Origin of the sequence: Massilia sp. GER05 (genome assembly GCF_052056005.1) — a bacterium.
GTDB lineage: Bacteria > Pseudomonadota > Gammaproteobacteria > Burkholderiales > Burkholderiaceae_D > Telluria > Telluria orientalis.
Window position 1 is genome coordinate 6,074,724 of record NZ_CP178858.1, and the last position, 20,773, is coordinate 6,095,496.

Consider the following 20,773-nt stretch of genomic DNA (forward strand, 5'->3'; position numbering starts at 1 on the left):
ATGACCGAACCCACGCAAGCCCCGTCCAAGCCGGCCGAACGCGTGCCGGAAGTCGCAGTCGCTCCACTCAGCACGATAGACCAGCAAGACATTGGCGCCGCAGCCGCCGCTTTTGACAAATGGTTGCGCAAGATCAGCTATGACTACGTCACGTTGGAGCGCCTGAGCACGGTCGCCGGTAGCCTGCCGGTGATCGGCAACATCATGGCGTTGATCGACGCCATCATGGACATGGTGGGGGTCATCCAGAAGTACATCGCCAAGAAAGAAATTGATTTCCTGGAATGGGTCAGCCTGGGCATCAACTTGATCGGCGTGGTTCCGTTTCCGCCGACGATGAGTGCCGCCCGCATGAGCCTGCGGCCCGCGCTGCACCTGGTCCGGCAAAAGCTGGCGCTGGGCGTCAAGGATATTGGCGCCGCCCTGATCGAGGTGCTGATCGCGCACCTCAATGCCACGCTGGCGGGAAAGATCGAGACCTTTATCGATGGTGCGATGGGCAAGCTGGCAGGGATGCTGGACGATTGCGCCCACCTTGCCGACGGCATTGCCGACGATCTGATCAAGATCCTCAACCGCTGCATCGGCAAGGAACCGCTTTTCGACGTGGCGTCCCCTGCGGAAGTGGAAGACAAGCTGTACGACCCCAAGGTGAAAAGCAGCTGGCGCCGCATGCTTGGCGCCCTTGGCCGGCAGTACAAGAAGGCCGCGAACTACGCTGTCGCCGCGGCAGCCAGCCACCTGCCGCAGAGCGCAATAGCGGGCGTGACCGGTATCATCGGTCACTTGACCGACTTTAAGCCGGCGTTTCGCAGCAAGCTCGCCGCTCTGGCCGACGAACAGGCGCAGATGAGCATCCGGTGGATAATGATGCGGCTGCGCGACGCGGTCATCAAGCATAAGAAGCGGCATCCGGTGCTGGTCCCGTCCGCCAAGGGCGCGCATCACAACAAGAACAACCCCGGCCACGAGCTGGAGGCTGTCAGCCATCAAAGCCCAGTCAAGGGCGACGCTAACGTTTGCAAGCTGTGCCCCGCACCCGGCGGGACCGCACGTTCGATCAGCTTCGCCACCGGCGCCGAAACTTTTACACATACCGACTTCGTACTGGATGCGCCGCTCCCCATCGAATGGAGCCGCACCTACCGCAGCCAGCTGACCGCCTTTGACGGCGGCCATCTCGGCGCACGCTGGCTCACGCCGTACAGCACCCGCATCGACGTCGTTGGCCAAGGCAAGCCCGCTGCCCTGCTCTATCACGCCGCCGACGGACGCAGCCATCGCTATCCGTGGCTGGGCATCGGCCAGCGCCACTACGACCCGGTCGAGCAAATCACGCTCACCCGCATGAGCATCAACCTCCTCACGCTCGACTTCGGCAAGCCGCTGCCGCAAGGCGAACCCAGCCCATGGCGCGAAACCTATGAGCTGGCCGACACCGTGCGCGCCAAGGCCGCCGACCTGGGCAAGGAGCATTTCCGTCTGATCGCCGTACACGCCCGCGACGGCGCCGCGCTTGGCCTGCGATATGACCACGTTGTCGCCGGCGAGCAGGTGCTCAGCGACATCATCAGCAAGCAGGACGAGACCATCGTGGCCCATGCCGGCACCCAGGTCGACGCCGATACGGGCCACATCCGCGCACTGTGGGAAATCCGGGACGGCAAACTGGTGCGCCAACTTGCCGCCTACGACTACGATGTCCACGGCGACCTGATCCGCGCGCAGGACGAGAACGCCGCCTCGTGGCACTACCAGTACGACCGACACCTCGTCACCCGCTACACCGACCGCACCGGACGCGGTATGAACCTCGCCTACGACACCAGCATCGACAGCGGCGCCCGTGCCAAGGCGATCCGCGAGTGGGCCGACGACGGCAGCTACGACACCCGGCTCGAGTGGGACAAGAACATCCGCCTGACCTACGTCACCGACGCGCTTGGCCACGAGACCCGCTACTACTACGACATCGCCGGCTACACGTACCGCGTCGTGCATCCGGACGGGCGCGAGGAATGGTTCTTCCGCGATGACGCCAAGAACATCGTCCGTCACGTTCACACCGACGGCAGTAGCGAGCATTTCCGTTACGACGAACACGACAACCTGCTCACGCACACCCGTGCCGACGGCAGCCAGGTCCACTTCGAGTATGACGACCAGCACCGCGTCACCGGCATCCTCGATGGCGAAGGCGGCACCTGGAAGCGTGACTACAACGTCCAGGGTCATCTGGTCGAGGAAACAGACCCGCTCGGCAACAAGACCCAGTACGCGTACGACAAGGCCGGCCGGCCCGTCGAAGTCACCGATGCCAAGGGCGGCGTCAAGAAACTTGCCTATACGCCGGACGGCCAGCTCGCCAGCTACACCGACTGTTCCGGGCACAGCAGCCATTGGGAATACGATGACCGCAAGCGTCTGGTCAAAAGCATGGACGCCGCCGGCAATGTGACCCGCTACCGTTACACGCCGCTCAGCGCCGAAACGCTGACGCAGGCACACGGTGAAGGCGGTAACCATCCCGGCCAACTCGAAGCCGTCATCCACCCCGACGGCAGCGAAGAGCAACTGCGCCACGACGCCGAAGGCCGGCTGCTTGCGCACATCGACGCACTGCAACGCACCACCGCCTACCGCTACACGGCGGCCGGACTGATCGCGAGGCGCACCGACGCGCTGGGACATAGCCTGGATTACCAGTGGGATGCGTTCGGCCGCCTATCCGCACTGGAAAATGAAAACGGCAGCGTCTATCGCTTCCACTACGACCCGGTCGGTCGCCTGCTGCAGGAACAGGGTTTTGATGGCAAGACCACCGAGTACCGCTACGACGAAGCCAGTGGCGTGCTGGCGGAAACCGTCGAAGCCGGCCTGACCATCCGCCTCGACTTCGACCCCACGGGTCGGCTCGTGCAACGCCGGGCCGCAGCGCCCGGCCAGTCGGAGCAAATCGAAACATTCGCCTACAACGCCAACGGCCAGCTGGCCGAAGCGAAGAACGAACACGCCAGGCTGCAATGGTTCTACGACGCCGCCGGCAACCTGGTCCGCGAGCACCAGCATTACCAGGGGCCTTTCCATCCCGACAGGCGCACCGCGGTCTGGCACCACCACTACGACGAACTCAATCAGCGCACCGGCACCACCCGCCCCGACGGCCACCGCGTCGAATGGCTGACCTACGGCGCAGGCCACGTGCACGGCCTCCTGCTCGACGGGCAGGACCTCGTCTCCTTCGAGCGCGACGCGCTCTACCAGGAAACCGGCCGCACCCAGATCAACGGCCTGTTGCAAACGATGAAGTACGATCCGGCCGGACGCCTGATCGAACAGCAACTTGGAACCATCGCACAGGTCAGCCAGAAGGACCGGGATTTCTACGCCGACAAGTATCGCCCCGACGTCCAAGCCGGCATGCAAGCCGCGATCCTGCGGCGCTACCGTTACGACCCGTCCGGCCAACTGACCAGCCTGGAAGACAGCCGGCGCGGCCGCGTCGAATACCGCTACGACCCGGTCGGACGGCTGCTGGCGGCAAACAGCGTGTTGGGCCATGAAACCTTCGCGTTCGACCCGGCCGGCAACGTCCAGGTAGCCGATATCGCGCAGCAGGAACCCATGGCCCGTCATGCCCCGCTGCCAAAGCTGCTGGACAACCTGCTCAAAGAATATGCCGGTGTCAGCCACCGCTACGACGAACGCGGCAACCTCGTGGAACGCGTGCGGAACGGCAAGCGGTCCGAATATGAATGGGATGCGTTTAACCGGATGACCCGCGCCACCACTTGGCATGGCGTCACCACCTTTGCCTACGATCCGCTGGGACGGCGTGTTGCCAAGCACAGCCAGGTGATGGAAGGCACTGTGTTCCGGGAGATGACCCGAACCATGTACGGCTGGGACGGCGACACGCTGGCGTTGGAAAGCAGCGTGCATCACGGCTACGCGCCAAGCGAACGAACGGTGCACTACGTGTATGAGCGCGACAGCTTCGTGCCGTTGGTGCAGGCCAGTCGAAGCCAGGCACTTCGGCTGGCGCCCACCACCGATGTGAAGGCGCTGATGGCGCGCAACGGCGGTAAGTACGACATTGCGCTTGATCCGCTATGGAATGGGGAGTACGAGGAGGAAGCCGAGCCGTTTGGGAAGGAAGAGATCGGCTTCTACCAGTGCGACCATCTGGGCACGCCGCAGGAGTTGACGGATTGCGAGGGCCAAGTCGCTTGGTCGGCGCAATACAAAGCGTGGGGGCACGCGAAAGAGGCGATCAGCGCTGCGGCGTATAAGGCCGGGATACGCAATCCGATCCGGTTTCAAGGACAGTATGAAGATGCGGAAACGGGGTTGTTCTATAACCGCCACAGGTATTACGATCCCGATACGGCGCGGTATTTGACGCAGGATCCCATTCGTCTTGTAGGCGGCACGAATTTCTATATATACCCGATCCCAACAGGTTTTATAGATCCGTTAGGTTTAGTTCGCACCCGACTAACTGATCCACCTCCCGGCAGTTTATCCGATTTGGAGACACGTTGCTGGTACATAAAGCAAGAATCAATGATTCCATGTCAAATTGATCGGAGTAAGTCACTTAAGCAACAAGCTAGACAGGCACACAAATTACGGAACGAAGCCCGAATTAGAGCCCGGCTGTTGATGGAAGATCGTCAAAAAGCGATTGGCCTTTACACTGGTACGACTACTGGAAAACCTGAGCCAATGTTGACCTGGACACAAGCTATAGCAAAAGCCGACGGGAAAGGCAAGACAGGTGCTGAAGCTTACGAATACATTATGGGAGCCGCACAGAACTCACGGGGAAGCATTAATAAAAATGTGATAGGAGATGCTGACTGCGGGCAAATACTGGCATCAATACAAAAGAAATTTAGCTGCAATTGAGGTCGCGTATGAAATATATAAAATCTGTAGAGCAAGGCGGGGTAAAACGTTTCGCCATCAACGAGGACATTACCTTGGACGAATTTAGATCATTAATGAGCAAGCTTTCTTCCGCCTTAGGCTCCACTATTGAATGGATCAGTATGCCAGAAGCTGAGGTAGCGAAGATCAAATTGAACAATGGTGAAATTTACGCGAAGCTGGATTTTGATTATGGAATGGACTTTATCTGTGAGGGGCTGGACGAAAACGAAGTCTCAAAAACTGAAACAATCCTATCGACCCAGTAGTTATTTCGAAATCTGCAGGCCTAAAGGAAACGCTGAATAAATAGCTTGCGCGTCCGATTCGATGCGTCAAATCCAGCGTCGGACATCACGACGGTTTAAATCCACCTCGTTATACACAACCCGACAGTATTCCCATTTCGCGTAGCGTTTTGAGTGTATTAGCCGAGGCACGGACATCGCGCAAGCCCTCCCAAATGGATTTGGCACCGGGCTCACCGTCGCCTTTCCTGGCGAGGAATCCGCCCGCACGGGCCACCATGCGCAGCACGTCATTCAGGCTGGGCGTTGGCCGCGCCAGCTTATTGTTGAGCAGATAAGCGGCCCGGATCTCGTCAGGATCAAAGAACAGGCGGGCATCCAGGTCCGGGCAGGTACGTCCCATCCTCATCAGGTAAGCAATGCGCCAGGCCGCAACCAGATACAGGGCCAGGGCGCGCTCGATGCGCTCGATCGTGCCCAGTTGAAGCGCCTCCACCTTGCAGCCGTTCTTGAGGACGTTGAACAGCATTTCGATTTCCCAGCGGGCGCGATACCAGTCGATCAATTCGGCGACTTCCGCGGCACTATTGACGCTGCGATTCGTCAGCAACCGCCATTCGATCGGCTTGACGCCGGGCGGAGCGTCGATCTCGCGTGCGATGAGACAGGTCACCGTCACGATTTTACGGTTGCCGGCATTCAGTTCAACACGACGCGCGCACAGTTGCTGGCGCACGATGCGGGCTTTGGTGCCTCCCCGCGGGGCCAGGGCGAATTCGATTTTGCCCAGCGACGCGCCTTCGGTGACATGCGGCCACAGCTTGTCGCTGTTGGGCAAGCAACGCTTGTGCGCGGCGCGCACCAGCCAGTCGACCGGGCAGTCCAACCGCTGCGCCCGTACCATCAAGGGCAGCATGTCCACCTCGCGGTCGGCCACATACACAAGGCGGGTCGCGGGAAGGCGCGGCGCCAATTCCGCCAGCCGCTCGTAGCCTTCGATCCAGCGCAGGCTTTCCTTTGGTCCGCCGCGCTGGTCGCTGGCGTTGCGCAGTTCGCGAGCCCACATCCATACGTCCAGAATGCCCAGCGGCTCGCGCGTCGTCGTCACCGCGTAGGTCGGGTGCACATACATGCCGCGCTACGCTTCGTAGCTGAGCGGCCCGAGACCGCGCGCCTGTTGTCCGTTGAAGTCCAGTTCGGTCGTATCCTGCAGACACAACACCACTGCCTGCCCGGCCATTATCTATTCCGTTTGCTGCCAGTGCGGCTCCAGGATCGCCTGCCAGTCGACGCTGGCATTGTCAAAAAAGCGGTACGCCGCCATCGTCTCGCCCCAGCCATTACACGCTTTCGGCACGCTCGCCGTCGGTGTTGCCGCCATCGTTTCCATCAGTGTCCTCGCTCGCCGGTTCAGGCGCGCATCGCCCAGATCGAGTTGCCGGAATCCTGTTCAGTCCACGCCGATCCGTTCGCCAATTGCGCCACGCAAAAGACGAGAGTAAACGCGATTCCGCTGGCGTTTACAAGGGCCGTGCGACGTCAATGGCGGACTTGTGTATAACGAGGTGGTGTCAAAGGGGGGCTCGGCAAAAGGGCACAATGACGCTGTTCAAGTGGCACATACGGGCAACACCCGTAACGCGCGGCCGATGCGAACACAAGTACAAGCGTTCGTCGTTAAAGAAGACATTTGCGTCGCAAAGGGCACATCTCTTGCCAATCCTCATTTGGGAACGGGCGGAGGTTCACAGATTTTCATTGAAGATGGCGATAAACCAAAACTGACTAAGGGCCCCATTTTAAAATTCGCGAAATGACAACATTAAACATCTACTTTTCTTCAGACAACGGCGTCCTGTGCACCGATGATCAGGTATTGGTCTTCCCAGGACTTGAACGATCGGAATTCGACCGTGGCCTTGGACAGCACATGAATGGCGGAAAGTCCGCCCCGGATTACGTCGTGTATGGCCCCATGTCAGTTGTGGTGTGGGGGCAACGCTTCTTGGTTGGCCTCAGATTCTTCAAAGACGTCGTACAGGCGGTCACGCTGACGCTCGAACAGGACCGAGTGGCCGCCTTGGGTTATGAGGCCACGGAAAAAGACCTTCTGGCCGAGAAGAAAACACTTACAACAGTCATCTCCAAGCATCTCGCGTGCTTGCCTTCATCGACATCACTCGGCGCCGATGTGTTCGAGTTCCCTTGGGGGGGCATAGTTTCGAGAGCGGACCTGAAGTCGACGTGGTGTGGCATCGTGGTTTGGTATAAATAACCGTGCGTCTTTGGGGAGTGTATGGTTGCAATAGTCCATGTCCACGTCCCGTACGATGACATTCGTAATCATAAGAAAATAGTCCGATGGCATTTTAACCGTCGAGTCGTTAATACATATTGCTAAATTTGATTTGAAACAAAGTCGGGTTTTGATAGCATGCGAGAAGTCTTTAAAGATAATTTTGCGAGCAGCAATCCAAGCATGGTCTCCTTAAATTCCTGTGAATGGAGACAGGTCACATTCTTTATGGTACTAAGCAAGGCGATCTAAGTCTAGAATTACATTTCGGCACAACTCGAATGAAACAATTTAAATTATGACAAGTAGAATAATGAGCAGCATTTCTGACAAAGTCTGTGATCCTTCTCGTTTTGCGAACTGCTTTTCCTAATTTATGATGCGAGTAGGCTTTCTTTGCCTGCTCGGCGGGATGAATGCTTCAGTGCGCATCTGATCCGGGGAGTTGAATAGACCCTATGGGTCTGCGGAAGAAGAACAAAAAGCAGCTTGCCCTACATATAGTGGAACGCCACGTGGTAGCGCGAGAAATAATCACGTGATAAGAAACAGCAGAAGCGACTCCAACTATTCGTTAAAGGCGTTTATGATCAGACGGGACTTGACATGTAGAGGCCAGTTAGTGTGAGTCAGCCCGGCATGGCCTGACTGCTCAGTTGCATCTATTCTTTACGTCGGTTTCTGTTGTCAACGGCGATTGAAAACTGATACAGATTTCGTCATGCCAGCGATTTAAAACTGATACACCGCCGTCGCCGAACACCGTCCGTGTTCAGCCCAGTTCTGCAACGTCGTTCCCCCTCATCATTCCGGCCTGTCGCTGGTGTTTCAAGCGATAGCTTTCCCCTGCAATCGGCACGATATGCGCATGGTGCAGCAACCGGTCGAGCAGGGCCGCAGTCAGCGTCGTGTCCTGCGCGAAGGTCGTGTCCCATTGCCCGAACGGCAGGTTGCTGGTCACGACCAGGCTGCTGCGCTCGTACATGGCCGCGATCACCTGGAAGAACAAATTGGCCTGTTCCCGGTTCATCGGCAAGTAGCCGATCTCGTCGATGATCAGGAGCCGATATGCCTTGATCGCGCGGTGCATCACCGCCTTCAGATTGTTCTGCGTGTGCGCCGTCGTCAACGCCAGCAACAGGTCGGCTGCCGTCGTGAAGCGCGTCTTGATGCCGGCCTGCGTGGCCTTGTAACCGAGGGCCATTGCCAAGTGCGTCTTGCCCACGCCGCTGGGGCCGACCAGTACCACGTTTTCATGCCGTTCGACGAAGCCCAGGCCGGCCAACTCCTCGACCTGGCTGCGTTTGACGCCCTTGGCAAAGTCGTAGTTGAACTCATCCAGCGTCTTCACTGCCGGGAATCCGGCCAGCCGGGTCAGCGTGCTTTGCTTGCGCACATTGCGTCCAGCTACTTCCTCCCTCAGCAAGCCTTCCAGGAAGTCGCTGTAGGCCGTTCCCTGCTTGGCTGCCTTCTGGGTTGCGGCGCTGTAGCCCTGCGCCACGAACGGCAGGTTCAGGCTCTCGCACAGCGCCGCGATCCGCTCATGCTGCAGATTCATGCCACCACTCCTTCCGATACCCGCATCAGCAGCGCGTCGTAGACCTGCAGCGGATGCTGTACCGGAGAAGGTTGCGCGATCCGCTCCACCACTGCCGCCGGCCGTGGTGCCGCAGGCGCCGTTACTGCCGGTTGCGGCCGGGCTGCCGCAATGTCTGCCCGCCACGGTGCTGGCAGTGGCTGCAGGTGCTCCGACTCCCGCTTCAACGCCGCGGCTGGCGGCTCCCCGGTGGTGCCGTGGATGCGTGCATTGGCCACTTCTTGCAACCAGTGAGCCACTTCCACGTTGGCCGTTACGACATCAAGCTTCTGGCCGCTCTGCGCCAGCCGGCTCACCAGCGGCACGTAGAACGAACGGCGCAGATAACCGTTGAAGCGTTCGACCTTGCCCTTGGTCTTGGCACGGTACGGCTGGCACAGCTTGATCACAAAGCCGCTATGCCTGGCATAGTCCAGGAAGCCGGCATGGAAGCGGTGCTCGCCTTCGCCGTAAGCGTCGCGCTCCAGTACCACCGTCTTCATGTTGTCGTACAGGACCCGCCGCGTCACGCCACCGAAGGCAGCGAAAGCGCGCTCGTGGCAAGCGATCAGGGTTTCCACCTTCATGTTGCTGACGAACTCCACATAGCTGGCCCGGCTAAAGCCGAGCGTGGCGCAAAATGCATACAGCGGCGCGCTGCCCTTGCGGAACTCGACCCAGTCCACCTGCAGCTGCTCGCCCATCGCCGTCTCGAAACGCACCACCGGATCTACCGGCGGCGTCGGGCGCAGCGTGCGCATGAAGGCGCGCAGCTGGCTCATGCCGCCTTCGTAGCCGCGCGCTGCGATCTCACGGTACAGCACCGTGGCTGGAATCGTATCGGGCTGGGCGGCCTGCTGCCGATCCCTCAGATACCGCTCGAATTGCGCCAGCTTCGTCTGGCGCTTGACCTTGCGCTCGTACTTCGGCACGGCCTCCAGAGCCAGATGCCGGCGCACCGTGTTCACTGCGCAGCCGACTTCAGCGGCAATCTGCCGAAGGCTCAACCCATGCTTCTTCAGTAGCTTGACTTCCACGTACACCTCTTTGGGTTTCAAGGCCGCTCCGCAAAGCGGCCATCTTCTCAAATCGGTGTATCAGTTTTCAATCGCTGCCTGTATCAGTTTACAACCGCTGCTGACATCTGTCGGCGGTGTATAGCCGAGCGGCTTCAGCCGGCACGGGTGGGCGTACCAGGAAACCCATCCCTGCGTAGCTAGCTCGACAGCCTTCCGCTTCGCCTGCGTGTACACGGTGGTGGTAGCGAGGCTGGCACGACCGTGGACCTCGTGGAGCACGTGCATGTGCATGTGCATGTGCATGTGCATGGTCCTGTCCACGGTCCGTGTGGAGAAGCACTGCCAGAGGCGTCAGCCAGCGACGCGCGTGCCATGCCACGCTTACGTGATCAGTAAGAATTCGGCGCCGCCGCTGTTTTCGCTCAGTTCTTCGCGCCAGTAGTGAGGGACGTTCGCTGCGCGCCATGACGCTCCTTGCCGCGGCGCCCGGCGAGTCGCGTGGAATCGCTCACACATGGTGACGACGACGCTGCCCGGATGGGGCCACCCGGTATCCGAGATCGAAACAATCCAATTGCCCGCCGCGAGCTCCTTGATCAGCGCGCTGCGCAGTCCGGCTGGTAGGCGCCATGCCAGGTTAAGCCAACCTTGCTCATCCGTTGGCACCCTTCGCTCCAGCAAGACGATCATAGCTGAACGTTCCTTGGCAAGTCGCGAGGGAAGCCACGTGTCCGGCGGCGTACAGTCGAAAATCTGGGAATCGCCTACGCTTTTGTTTTTCCACATACGCTTGCCGCCACTTTCGATGTGTTCCTGGCCGAGTTCTGCCCCGCAATCCGTCACGTTATCCATTCGCTTATGGCGCAAAGATAGCATCTCAATAAAAAAGATGTCTTGAGAGAAATAGTCGCAAGCGCCGGCATATCCAGCGTCGCGAACTCGATCATGACACGCCGCTGGTGCGATCACGCCGGTTCGTGTGGGACCACATGATGTCGACTTGGTGAGCCCGACGATAAGCCAGGTCGTCTAAGGCGTGGCGGGCGGGCCGGCCTCCTACACCGACATGTAGAGCCAATCACCGTAGGCCGAGAGCAGACACGGCCAGCTCACTATATGACGTACTGGTGGCATGACGAGTGATGGTCGCATCATTTTTGTTTTGCATTCCGCTCATGCCGTCATGGCCCGCAACGCCTCGAAATCGTCCGGATTACGTTTGATCCTCTCCGCTGCCGAGTAAATCTTGCGGTAATAGATCCCGTTCCGCACGCCGCGATAATCCATGTACGCTTCCACGATCGGATCCGCCCGCTTTTCGCGCCTGGCCCGGTCGATCAACGCCTGCAGATAGCGCGTACCCATCTGAATATTGGTGGCCTCGTCGATGAACGCCGGGCTCGCGTGAAATGCATCCGCTTCGGCATACAGCGCAGGCTCCGCGCAGCGCTGGGTGGCCGGCTTGCACAGGTTGTCGAGCCGGAACAGTTCGCGGTTCGCCACCTTCAGCAACTGCATCAGCCCACGCGCACTGCTGCCTGCGGGCTGGGCGCAAGAGTCGAAGCGCGATTCCATGTAGATCTGGCAGACGATCACCTCGTCCGGCAGGCAGGAGCGGTTGTTCTCGTGCACGAGCCGGTGGATCTCGCGCAGGCGCGCGAGGGGTTCGGTGCACACCATCTGGTCGGCCATGTCGTCACCTGTCTCGTTACGTCATGCGCTTCATGGTCTTACCCGTACCGCATGAGCAGTTTGCGCTCGCTCAGGCGGGGTGGTCGATTGAACTCAAGTATCCTTTAGCCCTGCCCTCGATAATTTCCGTTTGGAATGCTCCCGTTCCGCCACCAAGGAATCCGACTGCCATGCCTCCCCTCGACCTTTCCGATACCCTCGTGGTCGGCATCTCCGCCACCGCCCTGTTCGACCTGGCAGAAGCCGACGCTATCTACAAAGCCAGATCCATCAAGAATCCCCAGAGCGCACTGGAGGAATACCGCGCCTACATGCTCGAGCGCGAGAACGAGCCGTTGCGCGACGGCACCGGCATGGCCCTCGTGCGCGCCCTGCTCGGCCTGAACCGCTATGCGCCGTCCGAATCGAAGCCGCTCGTCGAAGTCGTCGTCATGTCGCGCAACAGCCCGGAGACCGGTGTCCGCGTCTTCAACAACATCCGGTCGCGCGGCCTGCCGATTTCGCGCCATGCGTTCACCGGCGGCGAGTCCGTCGTCGATTACCTGGACGCCTTTGCCGTCGACCTGTTCCTGACGACGAATGTCGAAGACGCCCAGCGCGTGATCGATGCGCAGGCCTGCGCCGCCGCGGTCCTGAAGCCGCCGCCGCACGCGGCCGAGGCGCCGCCGGAAGACCAGGTGCGCATCGCCTTCGACGGCGACGCCGTGCTGTTCGACGATTCCAGTGAACTGGTCTACAAGACCGAGGGCCTCGACCGCTTCCACACGATCGAGGACGAGAAGCAGAACGAACCGATGAAGGACGGTCCGTACGCGATCCTGCTGCGCCGGCTCGCGCGCCTGCAGGAACGGCTGCCGTTCGGCGCGGACGTGTCGCCGGTGCGCATCGCGATCGTGACGGCGCGCAGCGCGCCGGCCGAGATGCGGGTCATCAATACCCTGCGCCACTGGGGCGTGTACGTGAACGAGATCTTCTTCCTCGGCGGCGTGCCGAAGTCGAAGGTCGTCAAGGCATTCCGCGCGCACCTGTTCTTCGACGACCAGGACCTGCACCTGGACCCGGCCGCGCGCCACGTGCCGTCCGGACGCGTGCCCTACCGCTCGGACTCGCCGCTGTTCTCGCCGTTGCCGCTCGACCTGATCGCGGAGCCGCCGGTGCTGGTCGAAAAAGTGGAAGCCAGCTGACCCGGAGCCGCCGCTCCACGTACTTCAAACCGGGCGGCGGCCACCGCCCGGCCATCTTCTCCCACCAGCTTCACTTCATGCTCGCCCGGCAGCGGCGCCCACGTGGCGCCCCTGTCGGCCGGGCCGGCATCCGCGCCGTCGAGTTCCCAGCGCAGGCCCGCGCCGCCGTAGGCGCGCAGGCTCACGCGCTGCAGCGGTGCCGGGATGTCCGGATCGAGCGCGATGACACTGTCCGCGGCCGGATACACGATGCGCGGCGCGCGCTTCGCCGGCGGCAGCATCTCGACCAGCGCGACTTCCGTGCCGCGCACGAACCATTCGCCGCGCTCGGGCTCCACGGCCGGCGCGAAGCGGACCGTCTGGCGCACGATGCCCGGCGGGGCGGCGGGCGGCCGGCTCGGGCGGTCGCGGTGCAGGTAGTCCATCACGTCGCGCCACACGGGCGCCGCGCCCGACACGCCGGACACGTCCCACATCGAGCCGCCGTCGAAATTCCCGACCCACACGCCGACCGTGTAGCGGTCCGAAAAGCCCACGCACCAGTTGTCGCGCATGTCCTTGCTGGTGCCCGTCTTGACGGCGCTCCAGAATCCGGTGGCGAGTTCGTTGGAAAGGCCGAACGTCGTGCTGCGGGCCGCGCGGTCGGACAGGATGTCGGCCACGATGAAGCTGGCGCGCGCATCCAGCACGCGTCGTTTGCCGTCCTGCACGCCGCCGTTCGCGAGCGTGCGATAAGCGTGCGCGAGTTCCAGCAGGCTGACGTCGCCCGAGCCCAGCGCCAGCGACCAGCCGTAGAACTCCGGCGCCTCGGTCAGGCTCGTGATGCCCAGCTGCCGCAGGCGCTCGTGAAAGCGCTCCAGTCCCGTCAGCATCAGCGTGCGCACCGCGGGCACGTTCAGCGAGCCGGCAAGGCTCGTGCGCACCGACGCCGCATCGCGGTACTGGTGGTCATAGTTCTGCGGCACATACAGGCCGCCGACGGTCGGAATGTCGACGGGCGTGTCGTCCAGCAGCGACGCCGCCGTCAACTGCCCCCGTTCCAGCGCCAGCTCGTACAAGAACGGTTTCAGCGTGGACCCGGCCTGGCGCAGCGCCGTCACGCCATCCACTTCGCCGGCGCCGCCGTTCGCGACATACGCCAGCACGTCGCCGCTGGCGTTGTCGATGACGATCACGGCGCCGTCGCCGACGTTGCGTTCGGCCAGTTCGGCGAGGTGGCGGCGCAGCGCGGCGACGGCAAAGCGCTGCAAGCTTGCGTCGAGCGTGCTGCGCACGACGCTGCCCGAACTGGAGCCCACTGCGCCGCCGAGGCGCCGCACGAACTGCGGCGTCACACCCGTCGGCGCGGATACCGGCGCGGACGCGGTGCGCGCGAACGCCGCGTCGACTTCCCACTCGATGGCCGCGCAATCCGTGCGCGGTTCGAGCTCACCCGCGAGCTCGCGTGCGAGCGCGCAGGCGCGCCGGGCGACCGTCCGCGGCGGCGCCGTCGGTGCGCGCAACAGGCTCGCGAGGATCGCGGCCTCGCCCGCGTCCAGCCCGGACGGCGCCTTGCCGAACAGGTTGCGCGCGGCGGCGCCGATGCCTTGCAGCTCGCCGCGATAGCTGGCCAGGTTCAAATAGGCTTCGAGGATCTGGCGCTTGCTCCAGCCGGCTTCCAGTTCGCGCGCGGCGAGCGCCTGGTCCCATTTGCGCGCCCACGTGCGGCCCTTTGACCGCGGGGCCAGCTTCGGATCGAGCAGGCCCGCGAGCTGCATCGTGATCGTCGACGCGCCCCGCGTGCGCTGCTGGCCGCTGCTGAACAAATTGTCCCACGCAGCCTTGCCGATGGCCTGGAAGTCGATGCCGCCGTGCTCCATGAAGCGCTGGTCCTCGGCCTGCAGCACGGCGCGGCCGAGCGTGGGCGAGATGTCGTCCAGCGCCACCCAGCCGAGCCGCCGGCCCGCCATGTCCACGCGCACCGTGGCGAGGGTCTCGCCGTGGCGGTCGAGCAGCGTCGTGTCGGACGAGCGCCAGGCTGCCTTCACTTCCTGCGGCGTCGGCACGGCGGCATGCACCGGCATCGCCAACAGCAGCAGCAACCAGAACACATACTTCATCACTGCACCGTCATCCCCGCGTTCGGCACTTCGCCGAACATCTCCGGCGCGTACATGGCTTCCACGCGCGTGGTGGGCAGCGCGAAGCGGCCCTCGTTGTTCAGCCGCACCGTGTACTCGACGGTGAAGCGGCCCTTCGGCACCCATTCGTAGTACGCGCGGTAGCCGGTGTGCAGGCGCTCCTCGAACGCCGGCCACGTCCAGCCGGTGCGGCGTTCGCCGGCCGTCGCGATCTGCGAATCGCGGCCCAGGCCCGAACCGAGCACACTGGCGCCGGCCGGGATCGGATCGTCGACGACGACCCACGTCATGTCCGATTGCGCGTCGATGTCGAGGTGGACGCGGTAGACGTCGCCGCGCGACCACGTGCCCTTGACCTTCTGTTCGACCGGCGTGACGGTGCGTGCGATGCGGTAGCCGGACGACAGCGGCGCCTTCAGCGGCACGGCCGCGAGGCTCTGGACCGTCGCCCAGGGCTTGCCGCTGCCCAGCTGGCGCATGGTCAAGGTGCCACGGCCCTGCGGCCAGGCCTGCAGCACGGTCGCCGGCACGGTCCCGGTCCAGCTGACGGGTTTTGCATCCGCGCCCGTGACGACGAGATTGGCGCTGCCCGTCACCGGCTCGCGCTCGTAGATTTCGGAGAAGCGCTTGAGCGCGACGGTGCCCCAGGCGTTGGCCGTCGTCGTGTCCCAGTGGCCGTGCTGCTGGCGGCCCAGGGCGCCGCGCGCGAGGCGGCCGGCGTCGACCTTCCACGCGGGATCGTCCAGCGTCGCCAGCAGCAGGCGGTTGGCGTTGACGTCGACGGACGTCATGAGCCACCACCAACCGTCCGCGCGCTCCGTCGAAAAGCCCATCGTCGTGCCTTGCAGGTTCAGGCGCGCGCGCAGGACCTGGCCGGCCTGCGCGAGGCGCTGGTCGCGCTGCGGCAGCGCCGGCGTGCGTTTCAGGATCAAATACCAGTCGATGACGGCGGACGTGGGCCACAGGTTCGGCCGCACCTCGATCGAGTCCAGCAGGGCCGGCTGAATCTGCGTGTCGCGCGACAGCGCTTCCAGCGCCGCCAGCTTGCGCACGGCCAGTTCACCCGTCGCGCGGCCGCTGCCGCGCACGATCTTCCCTTCGACGAACGCGGCGAGGCCCGCTTCCATGCGGCCGCGCAGCTCGTCGGGAATCGCGTAGCCCGCTTCATGCGTCACGGACAGCACATAGGCCGTGAGCACGTCGCTGCCCTGGTCCATCGGCGCGAAATACTTGACGAGACCATCGCCGTCCAGGTGCGACGGCAAGGTCGTGACGACCGTGTCCCACATCGCCTTGTCCTGCAGCGCCACGGCGCGCGACGTGCGCTGTTCGAAGCACGTGTACGGGTACGCCGTCATGTAGTCGCGCACGCCCGGCAGGTCGCTGCCGAGGCGCGCCTGCAGGGTCGTGCGGATGCCGCCGCGTCCCGGCAGCGCGTCGGCCGGGCGCTCGACGGGCATCGTCTTCGTGCCGTCGATCTGCACGAGCGTCGCCTGCAGGGTGCGGACCGGCACGGCGACGTTCACCTGCTGCGTGACGCGCATGCGGTCGCTCGCGCCCTCGCCTGCCGCCATGACGTCCCACTGCAGCTTCGCCGCGCCTGCCGGCACCGCATAATCCCAGCCCGCTTCGCGCGATTCGCCCGGCGCGAGCACGATGTCCTGGCGCGGCAGCGCCTGCGCCTCGCCGCCATCGGCCGTCACGCCGGCGTCCAGGCGGATGGCCAGCTGCCGTTCGGACGCGTTGCGCAGCGTGAACCCGGCGCGCAGGCGGTCTCCTTCGCGCACCTGCGGCGGCAGGCCGGAGACGAGCATCAGGTCTTGCGACGTGCGGATGTCCGTGCCGCCCGTGCCGAACCGGCCCGCGCCGCTGCTCGCCACGGCGACGACGCGGAACGACGTCAGCGAATCGTTCAGCGGCACGTCGACTTTCGCCTCGCCGTTCGCATCGAGGACGACCTTGCCCTTCCACAGCAGCAGCGTCTCGAACAGTTCGCGCCCGGCGCCGCGGCCGCCGCCCCCGCCGTGCGGGAACGCCTTGCGGCCGAAGTGGCGCTTGCCGACGACCTGCATCTGCGCCGTCGACGTCTCCACCTGCAGGCTGCGCTCGTGCATCATCGTCTCGAGCAGATTCCAGCTCGTGTTGGGCATCAGTTCCAGCAGGCCGGCATCGACGGCGGCCACGGCGACTTCCGTACCGGCCGCCGGCCGCGTGCCGTCCGGGTCGCGCACGCGGATGGTCACCTGCGCACGTTCGCGCACCTTGTACACGGGCTTGTCGGCCGCGACGTCGACCTTCAGTTCGTGCCCCTTCCAGCCCACGCGGATCGGCGCGATCCCGAGTTTATAGGCGGGCTTGCCCAGGTCGACGAGCGCCGTCGGCTGCACGCCCGCCACGCGCCCGCGCACGACGAGGGCCGACACGAACACGTTCGGCGCATAGCTCGCTTTCACGGGAATCGAGATCGTCTGGTCGCGGCCGGACAGGCGCCGCACGTACGTGTCGAGGATGCCCTCGCGCTCGACGGTCACGAGCACGGTCGCGCGGCGGAACGGGCTGCGCACCTGGAAGCGCGCCTGCTCGCCCGGTTCGTAGCGCTTCTGCGCCGGCAGCAGGTCGATGCGGTCGTGGTCCGCGTTCGCGAACCACTGCTCTTCATCGCCCGCCACGTAGACTTCGCGATGGGTGGCCGCCACGCGTTGCTGCGGATCGGTCGCTCGGGCGCGCAGGATCAGGTCACCGTCGGCGGGTGCCTTCACGTCGCACACGAGCAGGCCGCGCATGTCCGTCGTGCCGCTGCACGCCTCGCCGATGCGCTTGATCTCGGCGCTGTGCTCGTAGGCGTAAAAGCCGCCGACGAGACGGCGCCGGTGCGAATACGTCGCGCGCTTGAGCAGGTCGACCGTCACCGGCACGTTCGCCACCGGCTTGCCGGCGACGTCCAGCACGACGGTCTGGAATTTCAGCGCATCGCGGCGCAGCAGCCAGCCATCGGGCTTGATGCCGACGACGTACGCGGATGGCCACAGCGGCACGCGCGTGGAGACCGTCAAGGTCTCGCCGTTGGCGTCTTGGTACGACAATTCCGCCAGCAGGCTTTTCGGGCGCTCGATCGCCGGCAGCTTGTCGACGACGATGCGCGCGCCACCCGCGCGGTCGAGCTGCAGGCTCTGCGTGCGCGCCACTTCCTGGCCGGGCGTGCCTTCCGATGCCGTCTCTTCCTCGCCCTCGCTACCCTGGTCGACGACGCCCTCACGCACATCGCCCGCACCCAGCGCGAACTCGTCGTAGTCGGCGAACTGCACGCCGGTATCCTGCACGACGCTGCGCAATTTCACCGGTGCGAGACCCGCCGGGCCGCCGGACAAATAGCTCACCTGCGCATCGAGCGTGACGGCCCGCGGCGCCACGGCGGGTTGCTTCGGTCCCGCCAGTTGCGCCTTCATCGTCGGCACGCGGAATTGCTCGACACGGAAATCGCCCGCCACCTGGCCGCCGATCAGCACGTCGTAACCGCCGAGCTTCGCTTCCGCCGGGATCGCCCACTCGCCTTCGGCGCTGCCGTTCGCGTCCCAGCGCAGCGGGAATTCGACCTTTTCGCCGCTGCCCTGGTGGACGAGGAAGCCGCGCGCCGGCAGCGCCGTCTTGTCCGTGCCAAGTTCCTGCGCGCGCCAGTCGCGGAGCGCCGATGGCGCCGGATCCTTCGCGCGCACGAAGGCAAAACCCTGCTGCGTGCGGCGGCGCAGGTAGTGCTTCATGTGGACGGTTTCGCCGGCGCGCAGCAGGGTACGGTCGAACACGGTGGCGACGATGCGGCTGTCCTCGTCGCGGCTGCCCGTGGGCAGGTTGAAACGCCATGCCTCGATGCCCTGCTGCCAGTCGGACAGGGTGAACGTGAAGTCGTCGCCGCGCGCGGCCGTCACGACGTAGATGTCGCCTTCCTTGCAGCGCGCACGCGGGAGCGCCTGGCGGATGCGCGCGATGCCGGCGGCGTCGCTCGTGCCGCTCCACAGCAGCCGCGCGCCGCAGTCGCGCACTTCCACGCGGGCGCCCGCGACGGGCTGGCCCTTGTCGAGCGACGTCACCCACACGAGCGACGATTGCGCGCCGAGCTTGAAGTGCGCGGCGAGATTCGTGACGAGGGCCGCGCTGCGCACGTAGGCCGTGCGGCCCTTCGGATTCAGCGCGGCGCCCAGGCGCGGGCTTTCCAGTTCGACGGCGTAGAAGCCGGGCTGGCGCAGCGGGATGCCGATCACTTCGAACGCGCGCCGGCCGAGCGGTTTCGGGAGCGTGAAGCGCTGCAGCGCGTCCGGCCTGGCGCCCTTGAAGATCGACACCTTCAGTTGATCGCCTTCCGGCTGGCTGGGATTCAGCCCGCCATGCGGCCCCGCGACCTTGCGCAGCCACGTGAGCACGTCGGCGGTGCGGCTGGCGTCGAGGCGCATGGCGACGCCGTTCGTGTGCACGCGGCCTGCCAGGCGCGCCTCGACGTTGCGCACGGTGACGGGCAGCAGGCGGTCGCCGTTCGCCTCGATGATGCCGAACGGCGCCGCGAACTTGACGAGCGGCGGCTGCTCGCCCGTGCGCACGGCGAGCGGAAAGCGGCCCGCGTTGACGAGGGACCGGCTCGCATCGTCGCGCAGGTCGGCCGGCAGGTGCAGCGTGAATCTTGCCTGTTCCGGGAACGGCCCCGGCACACTGGCCTGGTCCACGAACTCCGGCGTCCGCCCGCCTTCCTTGTCGATGCGCGCCGGCCAGCGCTTGCCGCCGGGCCCTTCCAGGTAGACCCTGGCCGCGTCGGCCGCGCGCACGGGCGCGCTGAAGTCCACGCGCATCGGCTGGAACGGAATGCACTGGGACCGCGCGTTGACTTTCTCGCAGTTGAAGCGGGCCGTGAAATCGGCGCGCGTCTTGAACGAGAGCGTCTGGTCCTCGGCCGTCGCGATGCCGTTCGGCGCAGCCACGCCGGCGCCCCAGACGAGCGCCACGTCCGCGTTCGACGGCAACGTGCGGCGGCATTGCAGCACGACGATGCGGGCCAGGCGGCCGGCCTTGTCGTCGGCGCGCAGCTGCGCGTCCGGGTATGGTCCGATGTCTTCCTTGCCGCGGTCCTCTGCGACGATTTGCCGGACGAACCAGCGGGACGTAGCCAGCACCTGTGCGCGCTGCTCGCCCTGCACCAGGGTCACGCCGATCTTGTCGCTGGCGCCGTCCGCGCGGCACCACGCCTGTTTCAGGATGCTGTCGGCCGACGCGGGCGCGGACAGCGCGAGCACGAAGGCCTGTTTCTCGTCGATGCCGGACGCCCCTTCGCGCGGCAGCGTTTCCAGCACGGCCGGGCCGCCCGTGGCAACCGTGAATGCCTGTGGCCCCGCCAGCGGCTGGCCGGCCAGGTCGCGCACGTTGGGTTTCAGCGTGAAACGGCAGCTCGTGGCACCCGGCAGGTCGCGTTCGAAGTCATAGCTCCACGTCTGCGCATCGACCCAGCGGCCGCTGCCCGGCACGGCGCACGCGACGTCGAACGGCGTCTCGGCGCGCAAATCGCCGAACGCGACCATCGGCTGCGAAAAACGTGCCACGGCCTGGCGCACGCGCCGCACCTGCCCTTCGGGCGAAAAACCGGAGACAGCGGTCTGCGCCCACGCGCCGGACCAGCAGCACAACAAGACGAAGCACAGCAGGCGGCGCAGGACGGCCATGGTTTCT

Annotated in this window: 10 protein-coding genes and 1 pseudogene; 4 read left to right on the forward strand and 7 right to left on the reverse strand. The window is 64.2% G+C overall.

The annotated features are described in order from the left end of the window. Complete coding sequence (locus ACL58G_RS26890) at positions 1 to 4,911, forward strand: RHS repeat-associated core domain-containing protein (protein ID WP_440963734.1); 4,911 nt, start codon at positions 1 to 3, stop codon at positions 4,909 to 4,911. Between the two features lie 8 nt (positions 4,912 to 4,919). After that, entirely contained in the window at positions 4,920 to 5,201 is a 282-nt protein-coding gene (locus ACL58G_RS26895) for a hypothetical protein (protein ID WP_440963735.1), read from the forward strand. 109 nt (positions 5,202 to 5,310) lie between these two features. On the opposite strand, the pseudogene ACL58G_RS26900 reads toward ACL58G_RS26895, so the two are convergent. After that, a pseudogene (locus ACL58G_RS26900) lies at positions 5,311 to 6,609 on the reverse strand (IS4 family transposase). 384 nt (positions 6,610 to 6,993) lie between these two features. Between ACL58G_RS26900 and ACL58G_RS26905 the strand changes: the two are divergent. After that, complete coding sequence (locus tag ACL58G_RS26905) at positions 6,994 to 7,455, forward strand: hypothetical protein (protein ID WP_440963736.1); 462 nt, start codon at positions 6,994 to 6,996, stop codon at positions 7,453 to 7,455. Positions 7,456 to 8,248: 793 nt separating this feature from the next. Here ACL58G_RS26905 and istB read toward each other — a convergent pair. The 4 genes from istB to ACL58G_RS26925 all read right to left on the reverse strand — a co-directional run bounded on the left by istB (position 8,249) and on the right by ACL58G_RS26925 (position 11,763). Beyond that, the gene (gene istB, locus ACL58G_RS26910; RefSeq protein WP_413382469.1) at positions 8,249 to 9,034 is read right to left on the reverse strand and encodes an IS21-like element helper ATPase IstB; all 786 of its coding nucleotides are present in this window, start codon (positions 9,032 to 9,034) and stop codon (positions 8,249 to 8,251) included. After that, a complete protein-coding gene (gene istA / locus ACL58G_RS26915) occupies positions 9,031 to 10,110 on the reverse strand; it encodes an IS21 family transposase (RefSeq protein WP_440962794.1) in 1,080 nt (359 codons plus the stop codon). Before istA ends, istB begins: the two co-directional genes overlap by 4 nt. 342 nt (positions 10,111 to 10,452) lie before the next feature. Then, positions 10,453 to 11,040, reverse strand: coding sequence for a hypothetical protein (locus tag ACL58G_RS26920; protein WP_440963737.1), 588 nt, complete (start codon positions 11,038 to 11,040; stop codon positions 10,453 to 10,455). Between the two features lie 204 nt (positions 11,041 to 11,244). After that, the gene (locus ACL58G_RS26925; protein WP_440963738.1) at positions 11,245 to 11,763 is read right to left on the reverse strand and encodes a lytic transglycosylase domain-containing protein; all 519 of its coding nucleotides are present in this window, start codon (positions 11,761 to 11,763) and stop codon (positions 11,245 to 11,247) included. A 170-nt stretch (positions 11,764 to 11,933) separates the two neighbouring features. On the opposite strand from ACL58G_RS26925, the gene ACL58G_RS26930 reads away from it, so the two are divergent. Then, a complete protein-coding gene (locus ACL58G_RS26930; protein ID WP_413387475.1) occupies positions 11,934 to 12,947 on the forward strand; it encodes a 5'-nucleotidase in 1,014 nt (337 codons plus the stop codon). Here the strand turns inward: ACL58G_RS26930 and pbpC are convergent. Further along, positions 12,857 to 15,046: a penicillin-binding protein 1C gene (pbpC, locus tag ACL58G_RS26935; RefSeq protein WP_440963739.1), complete on the reverse strand. Its 2,190-nt coding sequence runs from the start codon at positions 15,044 to 15,046 to the stop codon at positions 12,857 to 12,859. The two genes, ACL58G_RS26930 and pbpC, sit on opposite strands and share 91 nt — an antisense overlap. Next, a complete protein-coding gene (locus tag ACL58G_RS26940) occupies positions 15,046 to 20,766 on the reverse strand; it encodes an alpha-2-macroglobulin family protein (protein ID WP_440963740.1) in 5,721 nt (1,906 codons plus the stop codon). Before ACL58G_RS26940 ends, pbpC begins: the two co-directional genes overlap by 1 nt. Positions 20,767 to 20,773 lie beyond the last annotated feature (7 nt).